The sequence below is a fragment of the Agromyces protaetiae genome (assembly GCF_030866785.1).
Classification (GTDB): domain Bacteria; phylum Actinomycetota; class Actinomycetes; order Actinomycetales; family Microbacteriaceae; genus Agromyces; species Agromyces silvae.
Genome location: NZ_CP133018.1, coordinates 2,085,962 through 2,104,224, shown reverse-complemented (window position 1 = coordinate 2,104,224; position 18,263 = coordinate 2,085,962). Strand labels below are relative to the sequence as shown.

Below are 18,263 nucleotides of genomic sequence, written 5' to 3'. Positions count from 1 at the left end.
TAGCGCAGCCCGCCGCACCGCTGGCGGGCTTGCGCCGCGCGCGCATGCGGGGTTGCGTCGCGCGCATGCGGGGTTGCGTCGTATCTCGCAAGGCCCACACAGGGGCCGTTCAGCTGGCTACAGTTGGCACATGGTTGCGCGCAAGGTCTTCGGCATCGTCCTCGCCGGTGGCGAGGGCAAGCGGCTCATGCCTCTCACCGAGGATCGCGCCAAGCCCGCGGTGCCGTTCGCCGGTCAGTACCGCCTCATCGACTTCGCGCTCTCGAACCTCGTGAACTCGGGGCTGCGGCAGATCGTGGTGCTCACACAGTACAAGTCGCACTCACTCGACCGGCACGTGTCGCAGACCTGGCGGCTGTCGGGGCTCCTGAACTCCTACGTCGCGTCGGTGCCCGCCCAGCAGCGTCTCGGCAAGCGCTGGTTCTCGGGTTCGGCCGATGCGATCCTGCAGAGCCTCAACCTCATCTACGACGAGCAACCCGACCTGATCGTCGTCGTGGGCGCCGACCATGTGTACCGCATGGACTTCAGCCAGATGATCGACGCGCACGTCGAGTCCGGGGCATCGGCGACCGTCGCGGCCATCCGTCAGCCCATCTCGCTCGCGAATCAGTTCGGCGTCATCGAGGTCGACGGCGCTCGCCCCGACCGTATCCAGCGCTTCCTCGAGAAGCCTGCCGAGCCCGAGGGCCTGCCTGACTCGCCGCACGAGGTGTTCGCCTCGATGGGCAACTACGTGTTCGACGCCGACGCGCTCATCGACGCGGTGCTTCGCGATGGAGAACGCACGAGTTCGAGCCACGACATGGGCGGCGACATCATCCCGTGGTTCGTCGAGCAGGGCACCGCGGGCGTGTACGACCTGCAGCGCAACGAGGTCCCGGGGTCGACCGACCGCGACCGGTTCTACTGGCGCGACGTGGGCACCATCGACTCGTTCTTCGAGGCCCATCAAGACCTGATCTCGGTGCTGCCCGTGTTCAACCTCTACAACCGCTCCTGGCCGATCTTCAGCCAGCAGCTGAACTCGCCGCCCGCCAAGTTCACGCGCGACGCGCGCGGGACGCTGGGCACGGTCATCGACTCGATCGTCTCGCTCGGCTCGGTCATCTCGGGTGCCCACGTCGAGCGCAGCGTGCTCGGTCCGTGGGCCGTGGTCGGGTCGGGGGCGCATGTGGCCGATTCGATCCTCTTCGACCGTGCGCGCATCGACGCCGGTGCCACCGTGCGGCGCGCGATCCTCGACAAAGAGGTCGTCGTCGAAGCGGGTGCGCGTATCGGCGTCGACCGGGCGGAAGACCTGTCGCGCGGGTTCATCGTGACCGACTCCGGCATCACCGTCGTGGGCAAGGGCTCGCGCGTCCAGGCCCGCGCGTGATCGCCGGTGCAACGGGCCGCGCACGCGGCCCGCTCGTCGTGCTGGATGCCGATTCGACGCTCATCCGCGAAGAGGCGATCGAGCTGCTCGCCGAGGAGGCGGGATCGCTCGCCCACGTCGCAGCCGTCACCGAGCGCGCGATGCGCGGTGAGCTCGACTTCGCCGCGAGCCTGCGGGAGCGGGTCGCGACGCTCGCGGGGGTCGAGGTGACGGTGCTTCCCCGGGTCCGCGAGCGGATGACGCCCACTCCCGGCATCGAGGCGCTCATCGCCGGCGTACACGCGGTCGGTGGCCGCGTCGGCGTCGTCTCGGGCGGCTTCCATGAGCTGCTCGATCCGCTCGCGGAGCGGCTCGGACTGGACTTCTGCCGGGCGAACCGGTTGGCCGTCGCCGACGGCCGGTTCACGGGTGCGGTCGACGGGCCCGTGATCGACGCCGAGGCGAAGGCCGAGGCGCTCGTCGAATGGGCGATCGCGAGCGGCATTCCGCTCGAACGGACGGTCGCCGTGGGCGATGGCGCGAACGATCTGCGCATGCTCGGCCGTGCGGCCCTCGGCGTCGCGTTCTGCGCGAAGCCGATCGTGCGCGCCCAGGCCGACGTGGCGATCGATCGGCCGGACCTCACGCCGGTGCTGACGCTCGCGGGCCTGCGCGGCTGACGCCGGTCAGCCGGCCGGCTGGCGCGTGCCGGCGCCCGGGTCGGCGGTGAGCTCGCGCCGCGGGACGAGCACGCCGGCGATGAGGCCCACGGCTGAGAACAGCACCAGCCACCACGCGAACGCCGTCGGATCGCCCGTGGCCTGCACCAACCACTCCGACACGTATGGTGTCGTACCGCCGAACACCGCGACCGACGTGGCGTATGTCGTCGCGATCCAGGTGGTGCGCACCCGGGGCGGGAACAGCCCTGACGCGAGCGCCGGCGCGATCGCGCCGTTGATCGCGAGGCTGACGTTCCACACCATGAGTGCCGCGACCACCGGCCAGAACGATGCGCCCGAGAGCAGCACCGCGAGCGGCACCGTGGCCAGGGCCGACACCGCGGCCGACACGATCGCGAGCCGTCGCCTCCCCCACCGATCGGACAGCCGGCCGGCCACCGGGATCGCGACCACGAGGACGACCAGCCCGGCCGAGCTCGCGAACAGCGCTTCGCTCTGGTCGAGGCGCCCGTGCGCCTGCACGTACGTCGGCACGTAGGTCAGCACGACGTAGTAGATCACCGCCCAGTACGCGGCCAGCGCCGCGAGCAGGAGCGCGCGCCGCGCACGCTCGGCACGGTCTCGGCGGGCGATGCCGGCCCCCGCGGACCGGGCTGCGTCGGCCTGGTCCGCCGCGAACGCCGGACTCTCGGGCACGCCGATCCGAAGCGCCAGCCCTGCGAGCCCGATCGCGCCACCGACGAGGAACGGGACCCGCCACCCCCACTCGAGCATGAACGCGTCGCTGGACAGTGCGGCGAGGCTCGCGATGAGCGTCGATGCGACGAGCGGCCCGAGCGCGGCCGTCGAGCCGAGGACGCTCGTCAGCCGGCCGCGGGCCGCTTCGGGCACGCTCTCGGTGAGGAACGCGGCCGCCGAACCCCACTCGGCACCCACCGCCACCCCCTGGAGCAGCCGGATGACGAGCAGCAGCACGGGAGCTGCCACGCCGATCACGTCGTAGCCGGGCAGCACCGCGATCGCGAGCGTCGCGACCGACATGAGCAGCACCGTCAGCACGAGGACGGGCTTCCTGCCGTGCCGGTCGGCGATCCGCCCGAACACGAAGGCCGAGATCGGCCGGGCGATGAACGCCACGCCGAACACCGCGAGCGTGGAGAGCAGCGCCGCGGCGGGCAGCTCGTCGGGGAAGAAGACCTTGGCGAGCGTCGTCGCCAGCAGCCCATACGCGGCGTAGTCGAACCACTCCAGCGCGTTCCCGATCGAGGATGCGGCGACCACCCGCCGCAGGTCGCCTCGAGGGCGCGGTGCGGCGGCCCCGTCATGCAGCATGGGACGACCCAACCAGATCACATGCTGATATACAACCGCGCGATGCCGGGTGGAACGCTCGTGGGCGTCAGTGCCCCATGCCGAGGCCGCCGTCGACGGGGATGACGGCGCCCGAGATGTATCCGGCGTCGTCGCTCGCGAGCCAGACGACCGTCTTGGCGACCTCGGTGGGCTCGGCGAAGCGCCCGGCCGGGATCGACGAGCGATACTGCTCCTGCTGCGCCTCGCTCAGCTCATCGGTCATGTCGGTGCGGATGAACCCGGGCGCGACGACGTTGGCGGTGATGCCGCGGGCGCCGAGCTCGCGGGTGAGCGAGCGCGCCATGCCGACGAGCCCCGCCTTGGAGGCCGAGTAGTTCACCTGGCCGGCCGAGCCGAACAGCCCCACGACGCTCGAGATGAGCACGACGCGACCGAACCTGGCCTTGAGCATGCCCTTCGACGCGCGCTTGACGACGCGGAACGCGCCGGTGAGGTTCGTGTCGACGACGGTCTCGAACTCCTCCTCGCTCATGCGCAGGAGCAGCGTGTCACGCGTGATGCCGGCGTTCGCGACCACGACCTCGACGGGGCCGAGTGCGGCTTCGACCTCGGAGAACGCCCGGTCGATCGACTCGGCGTCGGTGACGTCGGCGCGGACCGTGAGCGAGCCCGCCGGACCCTCGCCGGAGCGGGCGGTGACGGCGACGCGATGGCCGTGCGCGAGGAACTCCTCGGCGATCGCGTACCCGATGCCCCGGTTGCCTCCGGTGACCAGAACGGTCCGGCTCGTCGTCATCGGGAGGGCTCCACTCTCTTCGCCGTTCGTCGGTCGTGGGCCTGCGCACTCCCGCGCGGCCCGTCCCAGTGTAGTCGGAGCGGTCGGGGCCGCCGATCGGTCGACACGAGCGTAGGCTTGAGGGTGAGGAGCGCCGAACATCCCGCGGCGACCACGATGAAGCAGCACACCGTCACGACGCTGCCACCTTCTCCCGATGCGGAGCGGCGGGCGCGCATGATCAAGTACACGATCGCGATGTCGATCCGTGTGCTCTGCATCTTCCTGATGCTCTTCGTGCAGGGCTGGTGGCTCGTGGTGTGCGCCGCCGGTGCGATCTTCCTTCCGTACATCGCGGTCGTGCTCGCGAACGTGGGCGGGGGCGAGCAGGGCGTCGTCGAGCGGCCCGGGTCGATCGAGCCGGTTGCGCGGCTCGAGGCGGCCGAGACCCCCGGCGACTCGCCGGTCGAGGGCGCGCCGGAGGCGCAGGCGGGCTCGGGCCCCGATGCGTCGCCCGAGGCGAGTCCGGATGCCTCGTCTGGGTCGGGTCCGGATGCCTCGTCTGGGTCGAGTCCGGATGCCTCGTCGGGAGCCGACGACGACGGCGACGCCGGCTCGGCGTCCGCCCCGTCGCCGGCAGAGGGCGATCGATGATCGGACTCCCCGGCACCGTCCCCGAGGCGGACACCTGTTCGCGCGCCGGCTGCCGACTGCCGGCTGCGTGGCGGATCGACTGGCGCAATCCGCGCATCCACGACGAGCTTCGGCGCAAGACCTGGCTGGCCTGCGACGAGCACGTCGAGTTCCTCCGCGGCTTCCTCGAGTCGCGATCCTTCCCACTCACGGTTCACCCATTCCCCGTCGAAGGCGAGGTCGGTGCATGAGCCGATGGTCGTTCCTCCGCTCCCCCAGGTGGGCGGGCTATCTCGCGCTCGTGATCGTGTTCGCGATCGCCTGCAGTGCGCTCGGCAGCTGGCAACTCAACCGCCGAACCGAGGCGCTCACCGAGGTCGCCCGCATCGACGCGAACTATGATGCGGACCCGGTGCCCGTGGCCGAGGCGCTGCCCGACCCGGCCGCGTTCGATCCTGACGCGCGCTGGCGGGTCGTCGCCCTGACCGGCGAATACCTCGAGGACGACGAGGTGGTGATCCGCAACCGGCCGTTCGAGGGCAGCTCGGGCTTCGAGGTCGTGACGCCCTTCCGGCTCGACGACGGCACGGTGTTCTTCGTGAACCGCGGCTGGATCGCGCAGGCTCCCGACGGCCGGCCCAGCGAGTACGCCGCGCCGCCGTCCGGGCAGGTCGACGTGACCGCGCGCCTGAAGGCCGGCGAGGGCACGATCGCGGGCCGTACGGCTTCGGGCCGCGAACTCGCGACCATCGACCTCGACGAGCTCGCGGGCCGGGTCGGCGAACCCAGCTACACCGGCGCGTACGGGGTGCAGGTACAGGACCCGGCCGACGCCGCCGAGCCGCCGCTCGCCGCCGCCCGGCCCGTGCGCGACGAGGGTCCGCACCTCTCATACGCCCTGCAGTGGTACGTGTTCGCGCTGCTCGCCTTCATCGGCCTCGGCTGGGCGGCGAACCAGGAGCGCAAGGCGCTGGCCGAGGCATCCGGAACCGCGACCGACCGCGACCGCGCCTCCAAGCCGAAGCGCACCCCCAAGGAGCGCACCGACGCCGACATCGAGGACGCCATCCTCGACCAGCGCTCACTCGACGATCGCACGGCCCGTCACGGCATCGAGTGATACCGAAACGGGCGGACTGACGGCCCGAATCGGCATCATTCGAGCCGTTTCGGCATCACTCGGCGGATCAGGCGAGCTCGATGAGCTCCTGGTAGTCGGCGCTCCAGTGGTCTTCCGTGCCGTCGGGCATGATGAGCACGCGCTCGGGGTTCAGCGCCTCGACGGCGCCCGGGTCGTGGCTCACGAGCACGACCGAGCCCTCGTAGTGCGCGAGCGCATCGAGGATCTCAGCGCGGCTCGCGGGGTCGAGGTTGTTCGTCGGCTCGTCGAGCAGCAGCACATTCGCCCCTGACACGACGATCATGGCCAGCGCGAGGCGGGTCTTCTCGCCGCCCGAGAGCACGCCGGCCGGCTTGTGCACGTCATCGCCGGTGAACAGGAACGAGCCGAGCACCTTGCGCGCCTCGGTCTCGGTGAGATTCGGCGACGAGCTCACCATGTTCTGCAGCACGCTGCGCGCGACGTCGATGGTCTCGTGCTCCTGCGCGTAGTAGCCGACGCGCAGCCCGTGGCCGGCCTCGACCACTCCCGTGTCGGGTGCGTCGACGCCGGCGAGGATGCGCAGCAGGGTGGTCTTGCCCGCACCGTTGAGCCCGATGATGACGACCTTCGAGCCGCGATCGATCGCGAGGTCCACGGCGGTGAAGATCTCGAGCGACCCGTAACTCTTCGACAGGTCGTTCGCGGTGATCGGGGTGCGCCCGCAGGGCGCGGGCGTCGGGAAGCGGAGCTTCGCCACGCGGTCGACCGCGCGCACCTCTTCGAGGCCCGCGAGCAGCTTCTCGGCGCGCGCGACCATCTGGTGGGCGGCGGCGGCCTTCGATGCCTTGGCACCGAACCGGGCGGCCTGCAGCTGGAGCGCGCCCGCCTTCTTCTCGGCGTTGCTGCGCTCCTTCTTGCGGCGCTCCTCGTCGGCGGCGCGCTGGCGCTGGTAGTGCTTCCAGCCCATGTTGTAGATGTCGATGACCGACCGGTTCGCGTCCAGGTAGAACACGCGGTTCACGACCTCGCCGACCAGCACGACGTCGTGGCTGATCACGATCACGCCGCCCTTGTACGCCTTCAGGAACTCGCGAAGCCACACGACCGAGTCCGCGTCGAGGTGGTTCGTCGGCTCGTCGAGGATCATGGTCTCGGCGTCGGAGAACAGGATGCGCGCGAGCTCGATACGCCGGCGTTGCCCGCCCGAGAGGGTCTTCAGCGGCTGGTCGAGGATACGGTCGGGAAGGTTCAGGTTCGACGCGATCGATGCCGCTTCGGCTTCGGCGGCGTAGCCGCCGAGTGCGGTGAAGCGGTCGGTCAGGGTGCCGTAGCGCTTCATCGCCTTCTCGGCGACGGATGCATCGTCTGAGCCCATGAGCTGCGAGGCCTCGTGCATGCCCAGAACGAGCGAGCCGAGCCCGCGCGCGTCGAGGATGCGCGTCCGCGCGAGCATCTCAGGGTCACCCGAGCGCGGGTCCTGCGGCAGATAGCCGATCTCGCCCGAACGATCGATCTTGCCGTCGGTCGGCAGGGTCTCTCCGGCGAGCGTCTTGGTGAGCGTGGTCTTGCCCGCGCCATTGCGGCCCACGAGTCCGATCTTGTCGCCGGGCGACACCCGGAAGTTCACCCCCGCCATGAGCACGCGGGCGCCCACACGGATCTCGAGGTCGTGGACGGCGAGCACGGTGAATCCTCCGGAGACGGTTCAGGAATGAGCATGCGCCCGATGGGCACAGCCGCTCAGTCTATCGCGTCTGCCGCAACCCTACGCGCCACTCCGACCTTCGGAGGCCCGCATTGCGCGCGAGCGCTGCGTCAGCTCGAGACGCAGTGCGCCACGAGCTGCACCGTGCGTTCGGTGGTCGGGACGGCCCAGTTCGTCACCGTGGCGTAGGCGATGCCGATCGGCCTGCCGCGCTGGACCGAGTGGTATTTGGTCACCGACGCCACGCGCACCCCGTCGCCGCCGAACGTACGGACCTCGAGGCCAGGAGGAACGCCGTTGGCGTACTTGCGATCCTCGAGGAACGGCGCGTGACCGGGGCACTTCAGCTCGCCGAACGAGGTCGACGCCCAGAAGTGCGGCATGGTCTTCACATCAGCCTCGACGGTCACCGCTGCCGCGCTGATGTCGATCGGTTTCTCCGGCGTATCCGCGGGCGTCACCCCTGCAAGAAGTACTGTCGTGGTCATGAGCCCGGAGAGCAGTGTACTGAACATGCATACAGGATATCAGCATCCATCGATGCCGGCTCGATGCTCATGGCGCAGTGAGTTTGGGCGGGCGGTGTCGGCGGGCGCTGGCAGACTCGCCACATGAGCGCACGAGCCACCGATGCGCGGGTGCGCGCCGAGCGGCTGCGGTCGCACGGGCTGCACACCGGCATGCCCTCGATCGTCGCGGCGGTCGAACGGATTGGCGCGATGCAGGCGCAAGACTTCGGTGCCGCGCGGTGGGCGCTTGGCGTGCGCGTGCCGGGGTCGGTCGAGGCCGACGTCGACGCCGCGTTCGCCGCGCGGCGGATCGTGCGTACGTGGCCGCTCCGCGGCACCTTGCACATCATGGCCGCCGAGCGGCTCCGCGAGGTGCTCGCGCTCACCGGGCCGAGGATTCATCAGAAGGACGCGCGGAGGCGGCGTGAGCTCGAGCTCGACGATGACGTCGCGGGTCTCGCCCGTCACATCGCGGAGCGCGAACTCGCATTGGGTCCTCGTACCCGCGACCAGCTACAGGCCGCATGGGAGGCCGCGGGCATCGCGACCGGTGGGCAGCGCGGCTACCACCTGCTGGCATGGCTCGCACTCGACGCCGTCATCTGCCTCGGTCCCGCCGAGGGCAGAGATCAACGGTTCGTGCTGGTCGAGGACTGGCTGCCCGCGAGCCCGCGACGCGAGCGGGACGAGGCACTCGCGACGCTCATCACGTCCTACTTCCGCGGCCACGGGCCGGCCACGGTGCGCGACGCCGCGTGGTGGTCGGGGCTCACCCTCACCGACGTGCGGACCGCGGTCGCGGCGGCCGGTGACGCCCTGACCGCCTTCGACGACGAGCGACTGTGCGCAGTCGACACCGCCGACGTCGAGGGCGCGAGCAGCACCGCGCCGCGCGCGTCAGGCCGGTTCGCGCTTCCGGCGTTCGACGAGTACTTCCTCGGGTACGCAGACCGGTCGCCCGTCTGCGACCCCGGGTACGCGGGGCGTGTGGTGCCCGGCGGGAACGGCGTGTTCCAGGCGATTCTCGTCGACGCCGGCCGGGTGGTCGGCCTCTGGCGTCGCCGCGACGCCCGGCGCGGCGCGACCGTGACGCTGGACGGGTTCGAGACCGATCTCGACGCTCGCGCATTCCGCCGCCCGCTCGCCGACTGGAGCCGCTTCCGAGGCGTGCCGCTCGCCGAGGTGCGATCCGGCTGAGCCGGCCCGCGCGCGAGCGCTGCGTCAGTTCGAGACGCAGTGCGCCACGAGCTGCACGGTGCGTTCCGCGCTCGGGACGGCCCAGTTCGTCACTGTGGCGTAGGCGATGCCGATCTCCCTGCCGCGGTGAAACTTGGTCACCGATGACACGTGCACCCCGTCACCACCGAACGTGCGGGCCGCAACGCCCCGCGGCAGCCCGTCGGAGTAGTGGCGATCCTCGAGGAACGGCGCGTAATCGGGGCACATCAGCTCGCCGAATGACGTCGACGACCAGAAGTGCGGCATGGTCTTCACATCGGACGTGACGGTCACGGCCGTCGACTGCATCGGCTCGACCTCTTCGCCCATGGCGGTCAGGCCCGAGCCGAGAACGGTCATGGTGACAGCTCCGGCCAGTAGCAAACTCATCATGATACGAGGATATCAGAATACATCGGGAGAGCCGCCGGCACCCGACTCAGTCGACGGTGCAGTGAGCCACAAGCTGCACCGAACGCTCCGCGCTCGGGACGGCCCAGTTCGTCACCGTCGCGAAGGCGATGCCGAAGTTCCTGCCGTAGTTCCCGAAGTCGGGCAGGGACGCCGAGAACACATGGATCCCGTCCCCGCCGAACGTGCGAACCTCGACGCCCGGCGGCACGCCGTCGGAGTAATGATGATCGACGAGGCGCGGCGCATAGGCCGGGCATTTCAGCTCCCCGAACGAGGTCGACGACCAGAAGTGCGGCATGGTCTTGACATCGGCCTCGACGGTGACCTCCGTACTCTCACTCGGGTCCGCCGACGACAGCCCCCCGGGGGCGAAGCTTGAGAACAGTGCGGTCGCCGTCATGGCTCCGGCGAGGAATAGGTACGTCATTCCGGGAGAATATCAGAATATGTCCGTGCAGTGCAGCACGATCTGCGCCTTCCGCGGCTGCAGCGTCCAGCTCGTCGCCGTGGTCGCCAAGAGCCCGGTGACCCGCGTCTTGCCGCCCCCTACCTGGTACGTGGTGAGCGTCGCGGCGTCGACACCGCCGCCGACGGCGCGGAGTTCGACGCCGTTCGGGAAGGTCGGGCGGTCGAAGTAGCGCACCGACTCATTGAGGTACGGCGCCTCGGGTGGGCACGACAGGCGCTCGAAGGATGCGGACGCCCAATAGTGCGGAAGGTCGACCGGCTTCGAGAAGACGAGGACGTCCGCCTCCGCGTCGCGAAACTCGCCGGCTGACGAAGGTGCAGGTGTCGCTCCGCCCACAAGTGCAGCACCGACCAGAACTGTGGAAACCAACGCGGTGATCATGCCGACTAGTATACTCCGCGGGGTCACTTTCACTTCGTGCAGTGCACGATGATCTGTACCGATCGAGCACCTCGCCCGTCCTGATCTCATGGGGCTCGTTCGCGGCCGACGAAGGGCCGGTCAGGCCGGGCGAGTGCGGAGGCGGCGGCAATCGCTCCCCCAGGAGTGCATCGACAGGTTGCAAGAACGGGGCGGCCGCGCCCTCGCGCGACCGCCCCGTCCGAGGCATCCGGTCGATGCCGCCTGATCCCGCGGAATCTGGTTCGCAGCGCTTACTGCTGGAGCGCCGCCTGAAGCTCGAGCGTGATGGTGACCTTCTCGCCGAGGAGCACGCCGCCGGTCTCGAGGGCCGCGTTGTAGGTGAGGCCGAAGTCCTCGCGGTTGATGACGGTCTTGGCCGTCGCGCCGCCCTTGTAGTTGCCGTAGGGGTCGCCGCCGAAGCCACCGAACTCGAAGTCGAAGGTCACGGGCTTGGTGATGCCGCGGATGGTCAGGTCGCCGTCGACCTTGAAGTCGCCGTCCTCGACGCGGACGCCGGTCGAGACGAAGTCGATCGTCGGGTACGTCTCCGCCTCGAAGAAGTCGCCCGTGCGGAGGTGGCCGTCGCGGTTCGGCTCGTTCGTGTTCACCGAGGCGACCTCGGCCGACGCCGTCACGCTCGAGTCGAGCGGGTTCTCGGTCGTGATGAACGTCGCGTCGAAGCGTTCGAACTTGCCCTTGACCTTGCTGATCATGAGGTGGCGGATCTGGAAGCCGACCTCGCTGTGCGTGGGGTCGATGGTCCAGGTGCCGACGCGGTAGCCGGGGATCTCGATGGTCGAGGCGGTGGTGGTCATGCTCAGGTCACTCCTGTTTGCGTGGTACGTAGGTCGTGCGGCCGGCTGGCCACGAAGATGCAAACGCATGAATAAGCCGGTGGTATTCCCGAGTTTCGGAAGTTCTCAGACGCGAAGGTCAGCCGGCCGCGAGGTGTCGGAGCGTCAGCACACGCGCGACCGCGTCGTCGAGCCGGGCCTCGGGGATCCGGCCGGTGCGCACCGCATCCGCGATGGCGGTCGTGAGGCCCGGCACCGAGATGCCGAACTCGGCGGGGTCGGCCGGCAGCACGTACAGCAGCAGATCGGTGCCGGCCCCGATCGCGCGGATCGCGTTCTCGTTCGGGTCCGCGAACTCGGGCATGCCGTTGTGCTGCAGCATGAGCAGGTCGTCGGAGACCGTGACCCCGTCGAACCCCAGCTCGTCGCGGAGGATGCGGTGCCACTCGGGCGAGAGCGAGGCCGGTGCGGGGTCGACGGCCGGGTAGACCAGGTGCCCCGTCATCACGAGGTCGGCGCCCGCATCGATGCCGGCCGCGAATGGCGGTGCGGCGCCTGCACGCCACTCGTCGAGCGTGAGCGGAGCCTCCGGCACCGAGGTGTGCGAGTCACCGGGCGCCGCGCCGTGCCCGGGGAAGTGCTTGAGGGTCGAACCGACCTGGTCGCCCTCGCCGACGACCGCGGCCGCGACCCGCGCGGCCGCTGCGGCCGGGTCGGCGCCGAGCACGCGCCCGCTGATGAACGAACCGGGGTCGGCCGTGACGTCCGCCACGATGCCGAAGTTCACGTCGACGCCGACCTGCGCGAGCAGGTCGCCGCGCCGGGCGAACGCGGCTTGCGTCGCCTCCGGCGGCTGCTGCCGCAACGTGAACGCGCCGGCGGCGTCGTCCCACGGCAGGCGCTGGACGTCGCCGCCCTCTTCGTCGATGCCGATCAGCACGCGCGCTTCAGGGTCGACCTGCACGGCGTCGGTCAGTGCGAGCAGCTCGGCCGGCCCCGCCGGGATGTTGTCGCCCATCAGGATGAGTCCGGACACGCCCTGTTCCGCGAGCGCCCTGAGCGGGGCGGGGTCGACACCGGGCGCGTGCAGCATGAGCAACGCCGCGGCCTTCTGCTCGAGCGTCAGGCCGGCCATCCGGTCGGAGACCCACGAGGCGACGGGATCGACCGACGGCGTCGGGATCGCAGACGGTGAGGGCTGCGATGGCCGCGGGCTCGCCGCACCGCCGTCGCGGGGTGCCGCGCACCCCGTCGAGGTCGCGAGCGCCGCGAGCACCACCACGGCCCCGAGAATCCGCCGCAGATGCACGAGGGTCGAGTGTACGCTGCGTGTCCGCCCGCCAGCCGGGTGCTCCCTGGGTAGACTCGCGGCGCTCGGGAAGGAGAGTGCCGGTGGTCGGACGACGACGGATGCTCCGTGCCCGAACGGGTTCGTCGAGCGCCGCCGCACGTTCCATGGCGTGGTGTTCCGTGCGGCGAGTCGCCGCCCGGCTGTCCGTGGCTGCGGTGCTGCTGCCGCTCGTCGTGCTCGCCCCCGTCGCCCCGGCCGCCGCCGACGATCTGCCGACCTGGGACGACGTCAACGCCGCCAAGCGCGATGTGTCGACTCGTGAGGCCGAGGCGGCACGCATCGACACGCTGATCGGCGGCCTCGAGGTCGAGACCGGCCGACTCGGCGACGCCGCCGTCGCCGCCGCATCCGTCGCGGCCACCGCCGAGGCCGCGCGGACGGCGGCCGCCGTCCGCGCGGGCACGCTGAGTCTCGCCGCCGACACCGCGGCCGAACAGGCGGAGCTCTCGGCGCAGCGCTTCGGCTACTCGGCGGCGCTCCTGGCCCGCACCGGCGGAGCGGACACCACGCTCAGACTCTTCTTCGAGCAGGGCGAGACCGGCGGGGACGATCTGCTCGTGGGGCTCAGCCGCGTCTCCCGGCTCACCGACCTGTACACGGCCGATGCGCAGCGCGCCGAGGTGGCCCGTGCCGATGCGAACTCGCTTCGGCAGCAGGCCGAGCTCGCCTCGACCGAACGCGACCGGCTCGCGGGCGAGGCTGAGGCGCGGGCCGGCGAGGCGCGGGCCGCGCACGAGGCCGCCGAACGCGAGCTCACCGCGCAGCAGACGTCGCTCGACACGCTCTACGCCCAGCTCGCGAGTCTGCGAGACCGCTCGGTCGACCTGGAGCGTCAGGTCCGCGGGGCCGAGCAGGCGGCGGCCGAGGCGGCCGAACGTGAGCGTGCCGCACGCGAGGCCGCCGGCACGCCGGGCGGCGACACGGGCACCGCGCCGCCGCCTGCGGGGGTCATCGTGGACCCGGCCGGCGCGAAGGCCTACGCCCGATCCGCCGTCGCGCGGTACGGCTGGGGCGACGGCGAGTATCAGTGCCTGCTCAAGCTGTGGGAACGCGAGTCGAACTGGCGCGCCGACGCGTACAACCGCTCGAGCGGCGCCTACGGCATCCCCCAGTCGCTCCCGGGGAGCAAGATGGCGGCGGCCGGCGCCGACTGGCGCACCAACGCGGCGACCCAGATCGAGTGGGGCCTCTCCTACATCTCGGGTCGCTACGGCGCGCCGTGTGGCGCGTGGGCGCACTCCGAGCGCGTCAATTGGTACTGAACGAGCTCCGGCGGCGGTGTCCGGTCCTGCGTCGAGCGGGGCACCGGGCGGGGCGAGCCGCTACGCTGTGATCGGAATGCGAGGACGATGATGACCGACCATCCGCATCGGGGGGAACCGCTCGATCCGATCGACCGCCGGATCGTCGCCGAGCTGAGCCGCGACGGCCGGCTCTCGGTACGGACGCTGGCCGAGCGCGTCCACATCTCGCGGACCGCCGCGCACAATCGCCTGCTGCATCTCCAGCAGCGCGGGGTGATCACGGGGTTCGGCGCCCAGATCGACCGGAAGGCGATCGGGCTCAGCATCTCGGCCCTCGTCGTCGTACGGATCGGCGATGTGCCATGGGAGGAGATCGCACACCGGCTCGCGACCCTCCCGTTCGTGGAGAAGGTGCAGGCGGTCTCGGGCGACATCGACCTGATCCTGACGGTCAGCGCGCCCGACCACGAACAACTGGGCCAGGCGATCCTCCGCGACATCCATGATCTGCCCGGCGTCGTGTCGACGCGCTCGCACCTCATCCTCTCGGAGCTGGCCGGGCAGCCGCCCGCCCAGACGCTGGACATCTGGCGGACCTGACCGACCTGACCCTCCGGACATCTGGCGCGTGCGAGCCTGCTGCCGGCGGACGAGCGGCTCGCCGTCGGTCCGTCCGGAGCCGTTCGTTCACGCTTGCGTCGCACGCCTCCCCCAGACGGCCGAGCTCATCCACGATGAAGGCATGAGCCTCAACGTCGAGCATCATGACCGCCGCACGCTCCCGACGGCGACCCCGATCCGCCTGCTCGACCACGCAGGTCATGCCGCCCCGGCCCCCGAGACCGGGGGCTTCGCGCTGCCCGGGCACGACACGCTGCTCGAGCTGTACCGGAAGATGGTCGTCGCCCGCCGGTTCGACCGTCAGGTGACGGCGCTGACGAAGCAGGGCCGGCTCGCGACGTATCCCTCGGCCTACGGCCAGGAGGCCTGCGAGATCGGCGCCGTCGCCGCACTCGCCGACGACGACTGGCTGTTCCCCACCTATCGCGACAGCATCGCGCTGCTCACCCGCGGCATCGACCCGGCGGCGCTGCTCACCTCGTTCCGCGGCGAATGGCACAACGGGTTCGACCAGTACCGGTACCGCACGTCGGTGCAGGCGACGCCGCTCGCGACGCAGGCGCTGCACGCCGTCGGTTTCGCGCACGCCGCACGGCTCAAGGGCGAGCCGACCGTCACGCTGGTCTTCCTCGGCGACGGCGCGACGAGTGAGGGCGACGCGCACGAGGCGTTCAACTTCGCAGCCGTCTGGCAGACGCCGACCGTCTTCGTCGTGCAGAACAACCAGTTCGCGATCAGCACCCCGGTCGCGAAGCAGAGCCACGCCGCCACGCTCGCCGACAAAGCCGTCGGGTACGGCATGCCGGGCCACCACGTGGACGGCAACGACGTCGCCGCGATGCACGCGGTGACCCGTGCCGCGGTCGAGCTCGCCCGTGCCGGGGGCGGCCCGACGCTGATCGAGGGCCTCACCTACCGCATCGAGCCGCACACGAACTCCGACGACCCCACGCGCTACCGCGAATCACGCGAGGTCGAGCACTGGACCCGGCGCGACCCGATCGAGCGGCTCGAGAAGTACCTCGTCTCCGAGGGCGTGCTCGACGGCGCGATCAGCGCCGAGATCGCCGCCGCCGCCGAGACGCTCGCGGCCACGACGCGCGAGGCGCTGGGCGAGGCCCCGGCGATCGACCCGCTCGCGCTCTTCGATCATGTCTACGCCGTCCCGCGCGCGGCGCTCGCCGAGCAGCGCGCCGCACTCGCCGCGGAGCTCGCCGATGCCGAAGCCCACCACGAGGCGGTCGCCTCGTGACGGCCGTGCACACCGCGACCCCCGGCGGACCCGCCGCCGCCGAGGCATCCGCCGTCTCGACCACGATGGCCGGCGCCCTGAACCGGGCGCTCCGCGATGCGATGGCCGACGACGAGCGTGTCGTCGTCTACGGCGAGGACGTCGCCGCGCTCGGTGGTGTGTTCCGCGTGACCGACGGGCTCGAGGCCGCCTTCGGCGCGAGCCGCGTCTGGGACGCCCCGCTGGCCGAGGCCGGCATCGTCGGCACCGCCGTCGGCATGGCCATGAACGGCCTGCGACCCGTGATCGAGATGCAGTTCGACGCGTTCGCCTACCCCGCGTTCGAGCAGGTGGTCTCGCACGTGGCCAAGATGCGCAATCGCACGCAGGGCCGGGTGAGCCTGCCGATGGTCATCCGCATCCCGTGCGCGGGTGCGATCGGCGGCGTCGAGCACCATTCCGACTCGTCCGAGGCCTACTGGGCGGCCACGCCCGGCCTGACCGTCGTGACGCCCTCGAATCCCGCTGACGCGTACTCCATGCTGCGTGAGGCGATCGAGGTCGACGATCCCGTGATCTTCATGGAGCCGAAGAGCCGGTACTGGTCGAAGGCCGACCTCGCGCTGCCCGTCCACACCGAGTCGATGAGCCGCGCGAAGGTCGTGCGCGAGGGCGCCGATGTGACGCTCATCGCCTACGGACCCACCGTGCGTACCGCGCTCGAGGCGGCCGAGGCCGGCGAGGCGGAAGGCCTGTCGGTCGAGGTGATCGACCTGCGGAGCCTCTCGCCGTTCGACGACGAGACCGTGTCGGCGTCGGTGCGGAAGACCTCGCGCGCGGCGGTGATCCACGAGGCCGCGCAGTTCGGCGGGTACGGCGCCGAGGTCGCGGCCCGGGTCACCGAGCGGAACTTCCACTGGCTCGCGGCGCCGATCCTGCGGATCACGGGGTTCGATCTGCCGTATCCGCCACCGATGCTCGAGGAGCACTTCCTGCCGACGCCCGACCGGGTGCTGGCCGCGATCGCGACCTGGGAGTGGGACCCGGCATGAGCCGCTCGTTCACGATGCCCGACCTCGGCGAGGGCCTCACCGAGGCCGAGGTGGTGGGCTGGCTCGTCGGCCCGGGCGACGCCGTCGCCGTGGATCAGCCGGTCGTGGAGCTCGAGTCCGCGAAGTCGGTGGTGCAGCTGCCGTCGCCGTTCGCGGGCGTCGTGCAGGCGCTCGGCGGCGAGGTCGGCCAGGTGCTGCACGCGGGCGATGTGCTGCTGACGCTGGCGGAGCCGGCGGACGGTGCGGGCGGGTCCGGCGGCGCGGATGCCGCGGGCGGGACGGATGTCTCGGATGAGGAGTCGGGCGCCGTACTCATCGGATACGGCACCCGCAGCTCCACGCCGGTCGCCCGACCGCGTCGAATCGCGGGACGTTTCGGGCGGCGAACGGACGCGGAGGGGATGACGGATGCACCCGCCCCCGCGACCGCCGGGCCGAGCGCCCCTGCCGCGCTGCTCGACTCCGGCCGCCGCTCCCCCGTGTTGTCGCCCATCGTGCGCCGGCTGGCGCGCGAGCACGGGTTCGACGCGAGCCGGTTGCTCGGCAGCGGTCCCGACCATCTCGTGCTGCGCCGCGACGTCGAGCACGCCATCGCCGAGCTCGAGCAGCACGCTCCGCCCGAGCGCGGCGCAGCGGTGTCTCCGACCGAGGCGAAGCGCTCGGCGGTGGCGATCCCGCCGGCCGAGGACGGCGATCAGCGCGTGCCGCTCGACCGCCACGCGCTGACCGCCGCCGCCCACTTCGAGCGCTCGCGACGTGAGATCCCCGACGCGACCGTCTGGCTCGACGTCGACGCGACGGAGCTGCTCGCGGCCCGGCGTCAGCTCGAGCAGGCGACCGGTGAGCGGTTCGGGGTGACCGCGCTCATCGCGCGGTTCGCGGTGGCCGGGCTCGCACGGCATCCGCGGCTGAACGCGAGCTTCGACGCCGAACGGCGCGAGCTGGTGCTGCACGGCGCCGTCAATCTCGGCATCGCGACCCAGACCGGCCGCGGCCTCATGGTGCCGGTCGTCCACGGCGCACAGGCGATGGCCATGCGCGGGCTGCGCGATGCGATCGCCGAACGCGCGGCGCAGGCGTCGACGGGCACCTTTCCGCCCGAGGCGCTGCGCCGGGGCACGTTCACGCTCAACAACTACGGGGCACTCGGGGTCGACGGTTCGGCGGCGATCCTGAACCATCCCGAAGCCGCGATGCTGGGTGTCGGGCGGTTGATCGAGCGGCCATGGGTCGTCGACGGAGCACTCGCGGTGCGGACGGTCACCGAGCTGACGTTGTCGTTCGACCACCGCGTGTGCGACGGCGCCGAGGCGGCGGCGTTCCTCACGTTCGTGGCGCGGTGCGTCGAGCGTCCGGTCTCACTGCTCGCGGAGCTGTAAGCCGCGCGCC

Annotated in this window: 20 protein-coding genes; 11 read left to right on the top strand and 9 right to left on the bottom strand. The window is 71.1% G+C overall.

Going from position 1 to position 18,263, the window contains the following annotated elements:
* Positions 1–130 precede the first annotated feature (130 nt).
* Positions 131–1,378 carry a glucose-1-phosphate adenylyltransferase gene (glgC, locus tag QU602_RS09750; protein ID WP_308796242.1) on the top strand — a complete coding sequence of 416 codons (1,248 nt, stop codon included), beginning with the start codon at positions 131–133 and terminating at the stop codon, positions 1,376–1,378.
* Positions 1,375–2,037, top strand: coding sequence for a phosphoserine phosphatase SerB (gene serB, locus QU602_RS09745; RefSeq protein ID WP_308796241.1), 663 nt, complete (start codon positions 1,375–1,377; stop codon positions 2,035–2,037). Before glgC ends, serB begins: the two co-directional genes overlap by 4 nt.
* A gap of 6 nt (positions 2,038–2,043) precedes the next feature.
* Here the strand turns inward: serB and QU602_RS09740 are convergent, their stop codons facing one another.
* Both QU602_RS09740 and QU602_RS09735 read right to left on the bottom strand, forming a co-directional pair.
* A complete protein-coding gene (locus QU602_RS09740; protein WP_308796240.1) occupies positions 2,044–3,372 on the bottom strand; it encodes an MFS transporter in 1,329 nt (442 codons plus the stop codon).
* 67 nt (positions 3,373–3,439) lie between these two features.
* Positions 3,440–4,150, bottom strand: coding sequence for a beta-ketoacyl-ACP reductase (locus QU602_RS09735; protein ID WP_308796239.1), 711 nt, complete (start codon positions 4,148–4,150; stop codon positions 3,440–3,442).
* Positions 4,151–4,273: 123 nt separating this feature from the next.
* On the opposite strand from QU602_RS09735, the gene QU602_RS09730 reads away from it, so the two are divergent.
* Genes QU602_RS09730 through QU602_RS09720 form a run of 3 tightly spaced genes read left to right on the top strand, consistent with a single transcriptional unit; the run spans position 4,274 to position 5,882 of the window.
* A complete protein-coding gene (locus tag QU602_RS09730) occupies positions 4,274–4,783 on the top strand; it encodes a DUF3099 domain-containing protein (RefSeq protein WP_308796238.1) in 510 nt (169 codons plus the stop codon).
* Complete coding sequence (locus QU602_RS09725) at positions 4,780–5,013, top strand: hypothetical protein (protein ID WP_308796237.1); 234 nt, start codon at positions 4,780–4,782, stop codon at positions 5,011–5,013. Before QU602_RS09730 ends, QU602_RS09725 begins: the two co-directional genes overlap by 4 nt.
* Positions 5,010–5,882, top strand: coding sequence for an SURF1 family cytochrome oxidase biogenesis protein (locus QU602_RS09720; RefSeq protein WP_308796236.1), 873 nt, complete (start codon positions 5,010–5,012; stop codon positions 5,880–5,882). Before QU602_RS09725 ends, QU602_RS09720 begins: the two co-directional genes overlap by 4 nt.
* A 67-nt stretch (positions 5,883–5,949) precedes the next feature.
* On the opposite strand, the gene QU602_RS09715 is transcribed toward QU602_RS09720, so the two are convergent.
* Positions 5,950–7,548, bottom strand: coding sequence for an ABC-F family ATP-binding cassette domain-containing protein (locus QU602_RS09715; protein WP_308796235.1), 1,599 nt, complete (start codon positions 7,546–7,548; stop codon positions 5,950–5,952).
* Positions 7,549–7,679: 131 nt separating this feature from the next.
* Positions 7,680–8,084 carry a hypothetical protein gene (locus QU602_RS09710; protein WP_308796234.1) on the bottom strand — a complete coding sequence of 135 codons (405 nt, stop codon included), beginning with the start codon at positions 8,082–8,084 and terminating at the stop codon, positions 7,680–7,682.
* Positions 8,085–8,180: 96 nt separating this feature from the next.
* On the opposite strand from QU602_RS09710, the gene QU602_RS09705 reads away from it, so the two are divergent.
* Positions 8,181–9,275, top strand: coding sequence for a winged helix DNA-binding domain-containing protein (locus QU602_RS09705; protein ID WP_308796233.1), 1,095 nt, complete (start codon positions 8,181–8,183; stop codon positions 9,273–9,275).
* Between the two features lie 24 nt (positions 9,276–9,299).
* Here QU602_RS09705 and QU602_RS09700 read toward each other — a convergent pair whose 3' ends face one another.
* The 5 genes from QU602_RS09700 to QU602_RS09680 form a co-directional block, all read right to left on the bottom strand.
* A complete protein-coding gene (locus QU602_RS09700; protein WP_308796232.1) occupies positions 9,300–9,689 on the bottom strand; it encodes a hypothetical protein in 390 nt (129 codons plus the stop codon).
* Positions 9,690–9,735: 46 nt separating this feature from the next.
* On the bottom strand, positions 9,736–10,137 hold the full coding sequence (locus QU602_RS09695) for a hypothetical protein (RefSeq protein ID WP_308796231.1): 402 nt from the start codon (positions 10,135–10,137) through the stop codon (positions 9,736–9,738).
* Positions 10,138–10,149: 12 nt separating this feature from the next.
* Positions 10,150–10,560, bottom strand: coding sequence for a hypothetical protein (locus tag QU602_RS09690; RefSeq protein ID WP_308796229.1), 411 nt, complete (start codon positions 10,558–10,560; stop codon positions 10,150–10,152).
* Between the two features lie 272 nt (positions 10,561–10,832).
* Entirely contained in the window at positions 10,833–11,396 is a 564-nt protein-coding gene (locus tag QU602_RS09685) for a YceI family protein (protein ID WP_308796228.1), read from the bottom strand.
* A gap of 118 nt (positions 11,397–11,514) precedes the next feature.
* The gene (locus QU602_RS09680; protein WP_308796227.1) at positions 11,515–12,684 is read right to left on the bottom strand and encodes a glycoside hydrolase family 3 N-terminal domain-containing protein; all 1,170 of its coding nucleotides are present in this window, start codon (positions 12,682–12,684) and stop codon (positions 11,515–11,517) included.
* Positions 12,685–12,767: 83 nt separating this feature from the next.
* Between QU602_RS09680 and QU602_RS09675 the strand changes: the two genes are divergently transcribed.
* The 5 genes from QU602_RS09675 to QU602_RS09655 all read left to right on the top strand — a co-directional run bounded on the left by QU602_RS09675 (position 12,768) and on the right by QU602_RS09655 (position 18,253).
* Entirely contained in the window at positions 12,768–13,988 is a 1,221-nt protein-coding gene (locus tag QU602_RS09675) for an aggregation-promoting factor C-terminal-like domain-containing protein (protein ID WP_308800087.1), read from the top strand.
* Between the two features lie 90 nt (positions 13,989–14,078).
* Complete coding sequence (locus QU602_RS09670) at positions 14,079–14,570, top strand: Lrp/AsnC family transcriptional regulator (RefSeq protein WP_308800086.1); 492 nt, start codon at positions 14,079–14,081, stop codon at positions 14,568–14,570.
* A 142-nt stretch (positions 14,571–14,712) separates the two neighbouring features.
* Positions 14,713–15,843 carry a pyruvate dehydrogenase (acetyl-transferring) E1 component subunit alpha gene (gene pdhA / locus QU602_RS09665; protein ID WP_308800085.1) on the top strand — a complete coding sequence of 377 codons (1,131 nt, stop codon included), beginning with the start codon at positions 14,713–14,715 and terminating at the stop codon, positions 15,841–15,843.
* Positions 15,840–16,874 carry an alpha-ketoacid dehydrogenase subunit beta gene (locus QU602_RS09660; RefSeq protein ID WP_373692912.1) on the top strand — a complete coding sequence of 345 codons (1,035 nt, stop codon included), beginning with the start codon at positions 15,840–15,842 and terminating at the stop codon, positions 16,872–16,874. Before pdhA ends, QU602_RS09660 begins: the two co-directional genes overlap by 4 nt.
* Positions 16,871–18,253, top strand: a complete 1,383-nt coding sequence (locus tag QU602_RS09655; protein WP_308800084.1) for a dihydrolipoamide acetyltransferase family protein — start codon at positions 16,871–16,873, stop codon at positions 18,251–18,253. Before QU602_RS09660 ends, QU602_RS09655 begins: the two co-directional genes overlap by 4 nt.
* Positions 18,254–18,263 lie beyond the last annotated feature (10 nt).